Here is a 13612-nt window from a genome sequence, read left to right on the forward strand (position 1 = left end):
GACAATATGGCGTTTGAACACGATTCCAAGGGAGGGTTAGCTTTTATGGTGTCTAAAACAAGATTGGCTGCGCTTGGCATCGCGGCACTGATGGCCGTCGCCCCGCTTGCAGGCTGCGGCAGTTCCAAGGAAGAAGCGAAACAGCCGGAACCCGCCAAAACGGAAGAACCGGCGGCAACCAATACGGATGGCGGAACCAAAACGGGCAGCGACGACGGAGCCAAAAAACTGACGGGCGAATTCGAAATCCAGTATTTCGTCGGCGGCTACGGCGATAAATGGTGGAAAAAAGTCATCGCCGATTTCCAGGCCGCAAACCCGGATTTGAAAATCAAGGAAAGCGGCGGCCCGAAAATCAACGATCAAATGAAACCGCGCTGGGTTGGAGGCAATCCGCCGGATTTCGTCTACATCGACGGACCGAACCTGAACGACCGCCAAATGGTCGAAGACGGCCAGCTCGAAGATTTGACCGATTGGCTCAAGGATGCCAAAAATATCGACGGCGAAAAAATTTCCGATATTTTGGCCCAGCCTCCGCAGCTGTTCGACGGCAAGGTCTACGACATTCCGCTCGTTCTGAACTCCTGGGGCGTCTTCTGGGATAAAGCCCTTTTCAAGGAAAAAGGCTGGGAAGAGCCGACCGACTGGCAGTCCTTCATGGCCGTCAGCGACAAGATCAAAGCGGCCGGCGTGACGCCGTTTATCCATACGGGCAAATACCCGTACTACATCAACGGCGCGATCCTGTATCCGGCCATCGTTTCTGCGAATAACAACGACATATCGATCCTTCAGGACATGGCGGCATCCAAGGTGGAAGCCTTCCAAAGCCCTGCCGTCCTGGCGGCCCTGAACAAAATCGTGGAGCTGCGCGACAAAGGGTTCATCGACAAAGCTTCCATCCAAATCAACCATACCGATTCCCAAATGCTGTTCCTGCAGCATAAGGACGCGTTCATCCCGAACGGCCTCTGGCTGCCGAACGAAATGGCGAAAGACATTCCGGGCGGATTCGCCTTCGGCTTCATTCCTTCGCTTACGCAGGACAACGGCGGCAAAGTCGTGGCCAACACGTCCACGGCGAACGTAGCGATCGCCAAAAACGCGAAAAACAAGGAAGCGGCGAAAGCGTTCCTGCAGTTTATTTTCTCGAAGGCGCAAGCTTCCCAATGGGCCGAGCTTAGCGGCGCTCCTTCCAACATTAAAGGCGACATCAGCGATTCCAACGCGCCGAGCCACGTGAAGGACGCGGCCAAATATTTGACCGACCCGAACACGGTCGTCGTGCCTGCCATCACCTTCAACGCCGACGTCGATAAGGCCATGCAGGATGCGACCGACGCGCTGACCATCGCCAAAATCACTCCTGAGCAATGGGTTGAACGCGTGGTCGAAGCGGCCAAAAAAGCCAACAAATAAAAAATTGAATCCATTGGGGTTTTGACGATCAGGACGGAGGATGACGGGGATTTACTCTTCGGCCATCCTCCTTATCTTATTTTGAAAGGCAGGTTTAACGGATGAGATTGGGAACTACCAAGTGGCAGCGGAGCCTGTTTATCGCGGCGTTCATTCTCCCCACCTTTTTGTTCTTCTGCCTGTTTACGATTTATCCCGTCGTGCAGGCGATGTATTATTCGTTGTTCGATTGGTCGGGCTCGTCCGACAACAAAACGTTTATCGGGCTCGACAACTTCAAGGAAATGATTCATGACCCGATCATCTGGAACGCCATGGGCAACGACTACTTTCTCGTCGTCGGCAAAATCATCGGCATCATGATTTTGGCCACCTTTTTTGCCGTCGCCTTGACCCGCTTCCGGTTCAGGCTGTCGAACTTTTTCCGGTCCATCTTTTTTATTCCGAACGTCATTTCCGTCGTCGTCATCGGCGTCTTATGGAACTTCATCTACAATCCGCAAATCGGCTTTTTGAACGCGTTTCTGTCGCTGTTCACGAAAGAAAAGGTGGACATTACCTGGCTCGGCTTTACCAGCCATACGATTTGGATGCTCCTGCCTCCGGCGATCTGGGCCGGCATCGGCTTTTACATGATTCTGCTCATTGCGGCGATCCAGGGCATACCGGAATCTTATTACGAAGCGTCCAGCCTTGAAGGCGCGGGCCAGTGGGCCCAGTTCCGCCATATCACGCTGCCGCTCATCTGGGAACAAATGAAGGTATCGATCCTGAACATCATGATGACGACGCTGAACGGCTCGTTCGTCATCGTCATGATCATGACAAACGGCGGTCCGGACAACTCGACCCAGGTCATGGGTTCCTACTTGTACCAAATGGCTTTCAGCCAATACCATTTCGGTTACGGCGCAGCCATCGGCGTACTGATTCTGATCGTTTCGCTCATCACGACCGTCGTCCTGCAGCGCTTGATGCGCCAGGAAACGATCGAAATCAGCTGATCTTATATGCCCGGGAGGAACGAATTATGAAATCAGGCGGTTTACATCCTATCTATAAAATCCTGTTTTATGCCATTCTCGTCATTTGGGGGCTGTCCGTGCTTTATCCGCTGCTGTGGACGCTGCTCGACGCGCTCAAAAACAACGATCAGTTTTTCCGCAAAATGCCCTGGTCCCTGCCGGACGTTCCGCTCCTCTGGAGCAACTTTACCTACGTATGGAGCGAATTCAGCTTCGATAAATATTTCGTGAATTCCGTCGTCGTCACCATCGGCTCGACGCTGCTGGGGTTGTTTCTGGCCGCTTCGACGGCTTACGTGCTTGCAAGATACCCGTTTAAAGGGAGCAACGTGCTTTATCTCATTTATATCGCGTCCATGATGATCCCGTTCAGCCTGGCGCTGATTCCGCTGTTTTTCTTGCTCAATTCGATGCATCTGACCAATTCGTCCTTCGGACTGATCCTGGTGTATGCCTCCACCCTGATCGCCTTCGGCGTTTTCGTGCTCGTCGGCTTTTTCAAAAGTTTGCCCAAAGAACTCGAAGAAGCGGCCGCGATTGACGGCGCCTCGTATTTCGGCATCTTTTTCAGTGTGATGCTTCCGCTCTCCCAGCCCGGATTGATTACGGTCGGCATCGTCAACGTGCTGAACATCTGGAACGAATACATCATCGGCACGATCCTCGTCAACGATCCGGACCATTATACGCTTCCCGTCGGGATCGCGATGATGCAGGCGCAGATGCAGTACCGTACCGAATGGGGGCCGCTGTTCGCGGGACTGCTCATTACGATGGTACCGGTGCTGGTCGTCTACATGTTCTTCCAGCGCCAAATCGCGAGCGGAATTACGGCCGGCGCCATTAAATAAGGCCAAGCTTGGTCAGCCGGATGCAGCTTCGCACACATTAAAAAAGCGGATGAACAAGCCTTAGTTTTGGTTTTTCCATGCTAAGGTTATTGTTTTTTTCCAAGGGCGAAAAAGGGAGCGTTACTTACGTGTCAAAGACAATCCGAAAACTGCTGGTCATGAACATCCTCAGTTCGATCATCTCCATCTATATTTCGATTTTTGTCAATCTCTACATTTGGGAATCCGATCATGGCATTGGCGACGTTTCCCTTTATAACGCATCGATGTACGTCTGTTGGGGGCTGACGTTTGCGCTGGCCTCGAGGATGAACAGCCGCTTCTCCATCAGGCTGCTGCTCGCTTTGTCCGCCTTATGCGGCGGTTTGGCGTTCTTATATTTGATGACCGTCCATTTGGAGTCCCGCATGCTCTGGATCGTGCTGCTTGGCGTCCCGGTCGGCATGATGTTCGGTTTATCCCAATCCTCGCAAAATTTGAGCATCGCGCTGCAGGGCAAGGAAAACGAGCTCGCGCCGTATTTCGCCGCCGTCAATATCACCTCGCAGGTTTTGAACATGGCCGTGCCGATTTTTTCCGCCGCAGTGATCGAATGGTTCGGGAACGACGGCTCCTTTGTCGCCATGCTTCTTTTTATTGCGGCCATGCTCGCCTATTCGGCAAAAATGCCGAAAATATACGTGCAGGTTCGGCCGGCAGCCCACGCGCAGCGGACCAAGGAGCCTTTTTACGCCTTGGGCTTCCGGACCGCCTTCAGCTATCCGGGCGCCAAATGGGTCCTGCTTTCCCTGCTTGCGGCAGGATTGTTTTTACAGTTTCAAAATATGTTCGCATTGCTTTTTACGTTTTCGGTCACGCAAAACAAGATGCTGATCGCCGTGTTGAATCTATTGTACACGTTATCCTCTTTGCTTGGATTATGGCTGTACCGGGGAATCCGCCTCCATGAAATGCGCTGGCTCTGGATCGGCACGCTGCTGCTCGCCGCCGGCTTTTTGATCGCGCTGCTGCATCATCCCGCCATGCTGATCGCCTCCAACCTGCTCACCTCCGTGGGGATGTTTTATTTCTCGATCGTATGGAATGCGCAGCAGTTCAAATACATCAAACATTTGTCCCCCTGGACCAAACGCAGCTTTCTGGTCTGGCGGGAATGCATCCTGGTACTGACCCGCTGCGTCCTGCTGGGATTTACCTTTTCGCTGACCGAAATCAAAGGCGCTGCCTTTGTCGTTATCGCAGGTTTGGCCATCGCCTGCCTGATCGCGATCCCCGTGTTCCAAAAATGCGCCGGCAGGGAAAACGGCAACCTCGGCCCGCCGCATTCCCCGGAGCCCGAACCTGCAGCGATGCCATAGGCGATGCCAGAAAAAAAGACTCCCGCCGGCTCAGGTTTTGAACCGGGAAAGGGAGTCTTTTAACGTTCCTGACAGCACCTGGAGTTTTCTGGACAGCTGGACCAGCCCCGAGCTGATGCCAAGCTGTTCCGTGCTGAGCGAAGCCACCTCTTCGGAGGTTGCCAGGGATTGATCCGACACGCTGCTCACGCCGGCCATCGCATCCGACAGCAGAAACTGGGACTGCTCCAATTCGAGGATGGAGCCGTTCACCAGCGCCAAATGCCGCATCAGCTCGTTCATTTGCGCGCCAACCTGGTTAAACAGCATGTCGGCTTGTTTCACGGAGGCGATTTGCTCTATGAAAATCGGGCCGGACTCCTGCAAAACCTGCGCGGTTTCGCCGATCTCGCGAAGTATGGCTCCGGTGATCGGACGGACGGCGTCCACGGATCGCTTCGCCTCCTCGGAGAGCTCGCGGATTTCGTCCGCTACAACCTTGAAACCTTTGCCGTAGCTCCCGGCCCGGGCCGCTTCGATCGTTGCGTTGAATGACAGGATGTTCGTCTGCTTCATCAGCTGGGTCAACATTTCGAGCACTTGGGAAATGGATTCCGCGCTTTGCTGCAGTTTGGCCACCTTCCCGGTCATGATGCCGATTCGTTCTTCCATATCCCCGGTTTTGGCGATCAGTCCGGCCATATATTCCGTTCCCGTCCGGCTCGTTGCGTTGACGTCCTCCGCCAGCATGCGCATTTCCCTGCTCGTTCGCACCAGCATTTCGGTCTGTTCCTTGGACCGCTGCGCAAGCTGCTTCCCGCGTTCGGCCTCGCTTGCCAGCCCTTCGCCGCCCCGAGCGATTTCGGAGGTGGCGGACGCGATTTCCTTGGCCGTTTCCGCCGTGTTCAGGGACACGTACGAAAGCTCCCCCGCCATCTCCCGCATCTCGTCCGCGGACCGCTCCGCCTGCTCGACCAGACCAGTCAGGTGCCGCATCATTTCGTCGAAGCTTCGGCCGACCTGTCCGATTTCGTCCCTGGAGACGGCATCGGTTCGAACCCGCAGGTTTCCGTCCGCTCCCTGCTTCATCAATTCCCGCAGGCGGCCAAGCGGTTTGCCGATCATCCGGGCGACCAGCCATCCGATGGCGACGGCAAGCGCAAATGCGCAGGCCAGCACCCCTATCGTCGCTTGAAAGATGCGTTTCGTATCCTTCACCATCTCGCCGACCGGAATCATCCCGATCGTGAACCAGCCGTTGATTTCCGACTTGGCCATCACCACCTGCTTCGACCGGTCCGGCGCAAGGAATGCGTATTTCGGCTTGCTCATCCCTTCGGGAGGCAGCGAAATACCGGACGTACGTCCCAGCTGCGAGGCACTTTCGCTGTAGATCACCTGATTTTGGGGACTGATGACCTGGATGCTGCCGCCGTCGCCCATCCCCACATGCTCCACCTGATCCTTGATCGCAGCCAAATCGATATCGATCAGGATGATGCAGTAACCCCGCGAGGCCCCTTCGCCGGAAATGACCCGGCCGAGCGTAATGGTCGGATTCGTATTCCGGTTCCCGTCCAGATTGTGGGGGATCCAGACGGAGCGGCCGCCATTTTCGGCAATTTGCCTGAACCAGTCCTCGTTGCCGTAGTTTTTGCTCGCCAGCAGGCCGGAACGCGTCGGAATGACCGTACCGTCGGTTTCCAGCACCTCGATCGAAGTGATGTACGCATCCGAAAACATATACGACTGCAAAATTTCATCCAGCCGGTCGGCAAGCCGCGTATATTCCGCCGGATCGTTTTTTTGCTGAAGCAAATCCAGGACCGTCTCCTGCATCGCTTTATCCACCAGCATCTGCATTAGAATCTTGTCGAAGGAATGAAACAAAAAGTCGAGCTTTTGGCTCGTTTGCACCGCGGTTTCCAAATACGCCCCCGTCACTTCGCGTTCCAGCGCCCTTTTGGAAATGCGATAAGATACCGCGCCGGTCACCGCCACAAAAACCATGATGGCCGCAATCATCATCAGCGCGATTTTCGTTCCGATCGACCGCAGCGGATTCCAGCGGAACGACTCTTTGAAAGCTCTTTCCGACATCGGCATGCCCCCCTATTTGTACCGTACCGTTTTTTGGAAGCGGCATAACCTTACTATATCGGTCTTCAAGGGGATGCTCTATCGATTATCTTCTACATTTTCTCGAAATTATTCTCTTCTGAAAAACCGCCCGTCCCGGAATCGCCGCAAATGTTTGTGCCAATAATGGGAACATTGCCTTTTTAAGTTGACTATCCGCGTCACGTTCATCTACAATAGATTAGAAAAGCGTTTTAGGCGCATTTTCACAAAAGCGGACCGCCTTTTGAGGTGGTTTTTGCGGTTTTAGGATGACCGGCTTCGCGGAAACGAAAGATTTTTTAACAGGATTTTGCAGCGTTCGTCCAGCCGCTTCCGGTGCCGACCGACCAACGTGACTCTCCGTTTTCGGTCCGGCGGAAGCGACTCTGCGAAGTTCGCAGCATCCTCTTTTAAGATAAATTTACAAGACAGGTGAAGAAAGAATGACAGCATCCAAAGATTACCGTATTCTGCTATATTATAAGTTCGTACAGATTCCAGATCCGGAGCAGTTTACTGCTGAGCATCTTCAATACTGCAAGGATCTGGGCGTGAAAGGACGCATTCTGATTGCCTCGGAAGGCATTAACGGAACGTTGTCCGGAACGGTGGAACAAACCGAGAAGTACATGAACGATTTGAAGGCGAACCCGCTGTTCTCCGACATCGTCTTCAAGATCGACGAAGCCGACGGCCATGCATTCAAAAAGATTTTCGTGCGCCACAGAAAAGAACTGGTTACGTTCCGTTACGAAAAACCGCTTGACCCGAACGTGATCGGCGGCAAAAGACTGTCTCCGAAGGAATGGCATGAGCTGCTGCAAAGAGACGACGTCGTCGTGATCGACGGACGGAACGATTATGAATACGACATCGGCCATTTCCGGGGCGCGATTCGTCCGGACGTTAAGTCCTTCCGCGAGTTTCCGGAATGGATCCGGAACAACCTCAGCGAATATAAGGACAAGAAGGTGCTTACGTACTGCACGGGCGGCATCCGCTGCGAAAAGCTCACCGGATTCCTGATTCACGAAGGCTTCAAGGATGTCAACCAGCTTGAAGGCGGCATCGTGACCTACGGCAAAGATCCGGAAGTCAAAGGACATCTGTGGGACGGAAAATGTTACGTGTTCGACGAGCGCATTTCGGTTCCGATCAACCGCACGGAAGAAGACGTGGTGATCGCAAAATGCCATCACTGCGGCACGACGGAAGACCGTTACATCAACTGCGCGAACCCGGTTTGCAACAAGCAGCATGTATGCTGCCCGGATTGCGAGGAAAAACATCAATCCTTCTGCTCGGATGAATGCCGCGAAGCGGTTCTCGGCGTCAACGCGTAAAGAAAGGTTCAAAAAAACGGCTTGTTCGTTCAATACGACGAACAAGCCGTTTTTGTATGCCTTGCCGGCCGTTTCCGCGAGAAAACTACCTGGGTTCCCGTTGGGTCGGGACGTTTTGGGACAACGTCCGGCTACCGGTCTCCTTCTTCCTCCAGCAAAATCTCCAGCATCTTCTCGCGGTCGTTCATCATTTGGCGGGTAATGATGTAATGTTCCGTATCCTCCAGCTCCACCTCGCGCATTCCCGATTCGTCGAGCAGCCAAATCTCCGCATGGGGATAAGACATCAAAATCGGCGAATGCGTGGCGATGACCAGCTGCGAGTTTTGCTTGACGAGCTGATGGATGCGGGACAACATCGACATCTGTTTCAGCGGCGAAAGCGCCGCCTCCGGTTCGTCCATCAAGTAAAGCCCCCGTCCCCCGAAGCGATGCATGAAGGTTGCGAAAAAGCTTTCGCCGTGGGACTGCTCATGGAGCGACTTGCCGCCGTAGGATTCCTTGATGGGGCGGCCGCCCCCCTCCAAATCCAGCTTGTCGATCGTCGTCGCCACGTTATAGTAACTTTCCGCCCGGAAAAAAAATCCGTCCTTCGGCCGCACCGCGCCGCGAACGAGGCGCAAATACCGGTACAGCTCCGAATGGGAAGCCATCGTCTCAAAGGCGAAGTTTTTCGTCCCGCCCTCCGGATTGAACCCCCACGCGATGGCCAACGCTTCGATCAGCGTCGATTTGCCCGAGCCGTTTTCGCCGACGATAAACGTGACCGGCTTCCGGAACGACAGGCTTGCCAAATCATGCACCGCGGGTAGGTTAAATGGATACGTCCGGAAGGACGGCACCTCGTCCCTTTTCAGCATCATGCTGCGCAAATAAAGCGAACGCGGGTCCAGCATTCGGCCCTCAGTCCTCCTTTCCACCGATCCGTTCCTTGTGAAAAAGGGCATCATCCACCCTTAGATTCCGGTAGGAATGATGCCCTTGCGATAGGCTTGTCCGAAAATTACAGCAGTTCTTTGCGAAGCTGCTCGGCCGATTTTGGCGACAGCAGGCCGAACGGAATATCGAACACCGTTTTGGCGCCTTTGTCTCCTTGCGCGGACAGCTTGGCTGCGGCGCGCGCATAAGCGACCAGCACGCTCGCGGTAAATTCGGGGTTGCTGTCCAGCTTGAGGCCGAACTCGATGATTTGGGTGCTGTTTTCGCCGGTGCGTCCGCTGCGAAGCACGGTACCGCCGTGAGGCATCGCCGAGTGGTTCGCCTTCAGCTCCTCTTCGCTGATAAAGTTCACGGTCGTGTCATAGTCGGCGAAGTAGTTCGGCATTTCTTTGATTTCCTTTTCGATGCGGGCCAAATCCGCGCCTTCCTCCGCAACGACAAAACATTCGCGAAGATGCTTTTGGCGGGTGCTCAGCTCCGGATTTTCCCCGGCGCGCACTTTGGCTACCGCTTCTTCGACCGGAATGGTGTACTGCACGCCGTTTTTAACGCCCTCCACGCGGCGGATCGCATCGGAGTGGCCTTGGCTGACGCCGCGTCCCCAGAACGTATATTCCTTGCCTTCCGGCAGGATGGCTTCCGCCAGCATCCGGTTCAGCGAGAACAGGCCCGGATCCCAGCCCGTGGAAATGACGCTGACATGGCCGGACGCAGCCGCTTCGGCGTCGACGGCCGCAAAATATTCGGGAATGCGCGCATGCGTGTCGAAGCTGTCGACGGTATTGAACCATTTCGCGAATTGGGGTCCCTGTTCAGGCAAGTCGGTCGCAGATCCTCCGCACAGAATCATCACGTCGATTTTGCCGATATATTTTTCCGCTTCCGAAATATGTACAACCGGCACGCTAGCCTCTACGCCGTTGGGCTCGCGGCGGGTGAAAATCGCTTCAAGCCGGATGTCCGGGTTTTGCCGGATCGATTTCTCCACGCCTTTCCCGAGATTTCCGTATCCCACAATACCAACCGTAATTTGTTTCATATAATCCTCCCAAAGCAAGCAATATAGTGTCTTTTCTATTTCTGACCTCTATTATAAACGGAATTGCGAATACATGCCATTCGATGTGAGGAAAAGCACAAATTTTTGGCATAAAAATGCAGGGACGTCTGCCCCTGCACAGCGTAAACGATGCTTCCGCATCCAGGTCCGGATGCAATCATTTCCATGGCTAGAACGCTCCCGTCCCCCCGCCGTCGCCGCCTCCACCACCGCCGCCGTCGTAACCTCCCCCGCTGTCGACGGAACTATAGGGAGGGCGGGGAGGGATGAAGTTCAAATGGCTTTGCGTATACGCAAGCGACGACAGCAATTCGGCATGCAGCAGAACCGGCAACGCCGCGGCGGATAAAACCGTGCCGGCCGCATCTTTTTTCTCCATATTTTTCAAGTATTTCGGCACGACCCCAAGCAGAACCGCATCCTCCGCGTCCCGTTCCGCCGCGGCCGCGTCTCCGGTTGGAGCGTCTCCGCCCTTGGCCAGTCTTTTTTTTGATTTTTTAAGCGCGAAACGGTATTTCATCATCTCCGTCGACAGGATCGTTCTCGGCATCAGCGCCGCGAACAGAAGCGAGCTCAGCACGAAGATCAGGTACGCATCCATCCCCTGCTCGTGCGTCAGTTGGGCTCCGGCGAAGAAGCAGCCGGTCAGATAGGCGACCAGCCACCATTTGTTTTTGTATTTGACGCAGGCGAAGATGCCGGCAATCCCGATCAGCACGGCGACCGTGAGGATGGCCGCGGCGGATGCGGCATCGGCGTAAAATAGGTAAAGAAGCAGCCCGTAATGAACGATCACGGTCAGCGGCGCAAGCAGTTTAAGAAGCCCGTTAAATCTGACCTCGCGGGCGTACGGCTCCGTCTTTGCCAGGATGCTGCACCATTGTTGAAAGTTTTTGGCGTGTTTCGCCGCCAGAAGGCGGTATTTCATAATCTGCTTCTGATCCTGTTTTTCCTTAAAGGTCGGAAAGGCGACCGAATCCAAACGGAATGCCCTTTTTTCGGCGAAAAGCCAGTGAATCAGCTGCCGGTCGGCGGCATTCAGCTGCTCCGCTTTTCCTTGAAGCGTAAATTCCAGCGTCGCGTCGGGAGCGGTCGGCTCCTCCAAAAAACGTTTGGACGCTTGGACCTCTTTGACCGTCACGTGCCCCCTGCTCCGCAAAGACAGCAGCCCCGCGATGAAATCTCGGGATTTCAGCTTTCCTTTGCGAAGAACATAGGTTTTCATCAGGGGGTCCAGTTCTTCCAGCTCCCGCTTCGTTACGCTTCTATGCCCGAACCAGGCCGACAGGGTTCTGACGGACAGCACGTTGTACATCAAGGCGCCCAGCAGGGCGACCGCCGTCAGGACGCGAAGGACGTTGCCGGCTTGCCGCATCTTCGCATCGCGCGCCTTGAGCCGCGCCTCCGCCTTCTGCACTTTTTGAAGCAGCTCGGAAGCAGAAACCTTTTTTTCGCTCGCCGTCATCTGCGACAGCTGTTCCTGCGGAAAAAAGATCGACAAATGCGCATCCCCGCGTTCGGACAGCACCGGGTTTTCATAATGGACCGCCGATTCGCCCCCGGTCGTGACCGTCCCGCCCGAGCGGTCAAGCAAATAGGCATGGACATCGGCCTTGCCGTCACCGGAAGGCAAAAACACATCGAGCGTGACGTGATGCAGCTCCTGCTTGTTGTTTTTGAAAAAGCGCCAATCCAGCTGCCCCACGTCGCTGTATCTAACGGCGGCCTTGTCGATCCGGTAGCGGTAATAAACCCGCTTCGTTTCGTTTTTGGCGGCATCATAGACGTAGTAAGTTTCATTTTCGCCGTTCCATTCGGTCTTCAGGCGTTCCAAATGTTCATATGAAAACTCCCCGAGCTTTTTGCCCTCCGGCGGAACATAAGCCTCGAAAAATTCGATCCCGTCGTGCTCTCCCGGCGAAACGGCCCGGGTCACACCTTCGTAATCGCCTTTAAACGTGTACGTGAACAGCTCTTCCACATATAAGTCCCCGTCAGGCGTAATATATGCTTTCGAATCGACGCGATCCATGGAATAGGCATCCTTATCGCATCCCGTGATGACGATGGCCAAAAGGAGAGTCCCCAGCGCCAGCATCCATTTTTTCATCCGCTCACTCCCATCGTTTCTTTTCCCCAATGCCCGTTTTTTCTATTTTCCAGGCGTTTGCTTTATATATTAACAAATGCTCCGGGCGGTTCTTCAAGAGGAAAAGGTACCAATCTTGCTTGGGACGGCGAAGGCTTCGGATTGAAAAAGAGCGCGCGAAAAAACGGCCGCCGCCTGGGCGCAAGCCGGTTCAAGCGGAACGGGGGACGGCCTCCCCCTATGCCTATGCCCAAGCTTCGAGCGGCTCCACCGGAGCAAAACCGCCCGCCGGATCGAACCGGACACGGTGAGTAAAATGCCCCAGCACCCGCGGATAAGACCCCGGGGCTACGTCCAGCCGGGACAACGTGTCCCGGTCGAGGCGGATGGACAACACGGTCACATACTCCTCCTGTCCCGAGTCCCGGTTCATTTTCGTGTCGCGGGCATGGACAAGCACCGTTTCGAGGGGCAATATCATAAGCAGCTCCCGGGCGATCCGCAGGACGCAGCCGCATACGTATTCGTATTCCAAGGCGTTTCGAGCCTCCGCATCGAGCGGGGCAGCCGCCAGTTCCCCTTCTTCCGTAAGCCGTTTGGATTCATGCGGAATGATCTGCCCCGAATGGACGTCCAATTCGACTTCGACCGTCTTCGGGTCCAGAACCACGAATTCCAATCCGCTTCCAAGGGCCGGCAGGTCATTCAGCGGGGCGAATTCCTCCAGCACCCGCAGATACGCGGTGCGATGGCCTTCCATAATGTCGCGGGCAAAATCGGTCGCGTGTTTCCATGCGGCATATTCCCGCCGGTCCTGCTCCTTGGCCTGCGCCAGCTGCTCCTCCAGTTCCTGCCGGACGGCGGCATCCTGTTTCAGAAGCTTCTGCAGACGCGTCGGCTTAAACTCGGCATAACGCGTTTCCGCCGCCTGTTCGCGCGGACCTTTTTCCCCTCGGCGGAACGGAGGCGCCAATGAAGCGATCCGGCTCCAGTCGACCGCTTCGCCGCAAACGTGGTGAACGGATTGGATCAGCTCCAGCCGATCGGCGTACCGCTCCGCTTCCCAAGCGGCTTTGCCGGCTTCGCCCCGTTCCGTCCCTTTTTGACGCCAAACATGCCGGTCCAAAAGCTCCTCGCGCCTGCGGCACGGTCCGCTTGAATTCTGGCGATGAAAAAACGGCTCCATGAACGTTGGCTCAGGATGTTGTTCTGTCATCAGGTCTGGTTTGTACCCCATATCGTCGTTCTCCTCATATAAAATCTATGATGAATCACTGATTAATAGGTCAAATATACTAGTCCCTATGCTGGTACATTTCGCCATATCCTCCGAAATTCCTTCATAAATCCTTTAAAAGTACATCCTTTTTTAGGGCTTTGCACCAACGAACCCATAAAAAAACACTTGGCTCGCGCCAAGCGTTG

The 13612-nt window shown here is 54.8% G+C and carries 10 protein-coding genes; 5 read left to right on the forward strand and 5 right to left on the reverse strand.

Going from position 1 to position 13612, the window contains the following annotated elements:
- Window positions 1-45 precede the first annotated feature (45 nt).
- From NYE48_RS19745 to NYE48_RS19760, 4 genes are all read left to right on the forward strand, one after another.
- Window positions 46-1422 carry an ABC transporter substrate-binding protein gene (locus NYE48_RS19745; RefSeq protein WP_036712437.1) on the forward strand — a complete coding sequence of 459 codons (1377 nt, stop codon included), beginning with the start codon at window positions 46-48 and terminating at the stop codon, window positions 1420-1422.
- Between the two features lie 101 nt (window positions 1423-1523).
- Window positions 1524-2426, forward strand: a complete 903-nt coding sequence (locus tag NYE48_RS19750) for a carbohydrate ABC transporter permease (protein ID WP_036712436.1) — start codon at window positions 1524-1526, stop codon at window positions 2424-2426.
- Between the two features lie 26 nt (window positions 2427-2452).
- Window positions 2453-3298 carry a carbohydrate ABC transporter permease gene (locus NYE48_RS19755; RefSeq protein ID WP_340999764.1) on the forward strand — a complete coding sequence of 282 codons (846 nt, stop codon included), beginning with the start codon at window positions 2453-2455 and terminating at the stop codon, window positions 3296-3298.
- A gap of 128 nt (window positions 3299-3426) precedes the next feature.
- On the forward strand, window positions 3427-4656 hold the full coding sequence (locus NYE48_RS19760) for an MFS transporter (protein ID WP_340999765.1): 1230 nt from the start codon (window positions 3427-3429) through the stop codon (window positions 4654-4656).
- 30 nt (window positions 4657-4686) lie between these two features.
- Here NYE48_RS19760 and NYE48_RS19765 read toward each other — a convergent pair whose 3' ends face one another.
- Window positions 4687-6735, reverse strand: a complete 2049-nt coding sequence (locus NYE48_RS19765; protein WP_340999766.1) for a methyl-accepting chemotaxis protein — start codon at window positions 6733-6735, stop codon at window positions 4687-4689.
- Between the two features lie 464 nt (window positions 6736-7199).
- On the opposite strand from NYE48_RS19765, the gene trhO reads away from it, so the two are divergent.
- Window positions 7200-8099, forward strand: a complete 900-nt coding sequence (trhO, locus tag NYE48_RS19770; RefSeq protein WP_036712432.1) for an oxygen-dependent tRNA uridine(34) hydroxylase TrhO — start codon at window positions 7200-7202, stop codon at window positions 8097-8099.
- Window positions 8100-8230: 131 nt separating this feature from the next.
- Here the strand turns inward: trhO and NYE48_RS19775 are convergent, their stop codons facing one another.
- The 4 genes from NYE48_RS19775 to NYE48_RS19790 form a co-directional block, all read right to left on the reverse strand.
- Window positions 8231-8995, reverse strand: coding sequence for an AAA family ATPase (locus NYE48_RS19775; RefSeq protein ID WP_212947336.1), 765 nt, complete (start codon window positions 8993-8995; stop codon window positions 8231-8233).
- Window positions 8996-9102: 107 nt separating this feature from the next.
- Window positions 9103-10077 (reverse strand): diaminopimelate dehydrogenase, encoded by a 975-nt coding sequence (locus tag NYE48_RS19780; protein WP_036712429.1) that lies wholly within the window; start codon window positions 10075-10077, stop codon window positions 9103-9105.
- Window positions 10078-10267: 190 nt separating this feature from the next.
- Window positions 10268-12208: a DUF2207 domain-containing protein gene (locus NYE48_RS19785; RefSeq protein WP_340999767.1), complete on the reverse strand. Its 1941-nt coding sequence runs from the start codon at window positions 12206-12208 to the stop codon at window positions 10268-10270.
- Between the two features lie 223 nt (window positions 12209-12431).
- Window positions 12432-13424, reverse strand: coding sequence for a hypothetical protein (locus NYE48_RS19790; protein WP_340999768.1), 993 nt, complete (start codon window positions 13422-13424; stop codon window positions 12432-12434).
- Window positions 13425-13612: the final 188 nt, after the last annotated feature.

The sequence above is a fragment of the Paenibacillus sp. FSL M7-1455 genome (assembly GCF_038004655.1).
GTDB classification, from domain to species: Bacteria; Bacillota; Bacilli; order Paenibacillales; family Paenibacillaceae; genus Paenibacillus_AQ; species Paenibacillus_AQ cookii.

Coding starts and splice junctions, on each gene's coding strand:
- NYE48_RS19785 (WP_340999767.1), bottom strand. CDS start 12,208: ATGAAAAAATGGATGCTGGCGCTGGGGACTCTCCTTTTGGCCATCGTC.
- NYE48_RS19790 (WP_340999768.1), bottom strand. CDS start 13,424: ATGGGGTACAAACCAGACCTGATGACAGAACAACATCCTGAGCCAACG.
- NYE48_RS19755 (WP_340999764.1), top strand. CDS start 2,453: ATGAAATCAGGCGGTTTACATCCTATCTATAAAATCCTGTTTTATGCC.
- NYE48_RS19745 (WP_036712437.1), top strand. CDS start 46: ATGGTGTCTAAAACAAGATTGGCTGCGCTTGGCATCGCGGCACTGATG.
- NYE48_RS19765 (WP_340999766.1), bottom strand. CDS start 6,735: ATGTCGGAAAGAGCTTTCAAAGAGTCGTTCCGCTGGAATCCGCTGCGG.
- NYE48_RS19750 (WP_036712436.1), top strand. CDS start 1,524: ATGAGATTGGGAACTACCAAGTGGCAGCGGAGCCTGTTTATCGCGGCG.
- NYE48_RS19775 (WP_212947336.1), bottom strand. CDS start 8,995: ATGCTGGACCCGCGTTCGCTTTATTTGCGCAGCATGATGCTGAAAAGG.
- NYE48_RS19780 (WP_036712429.1), bottom strand. CDS start 10,077: ATGAAACAAATTACGGTTGGTATTGTGGGATACGGAAATCTCGGGAAA.
- trhO (WP_036712432.1), top strand. CDS start 7,200: ATGACAGCATCCAAAGATTACCGTATTCTGCTATATTATAAGTTCGTA.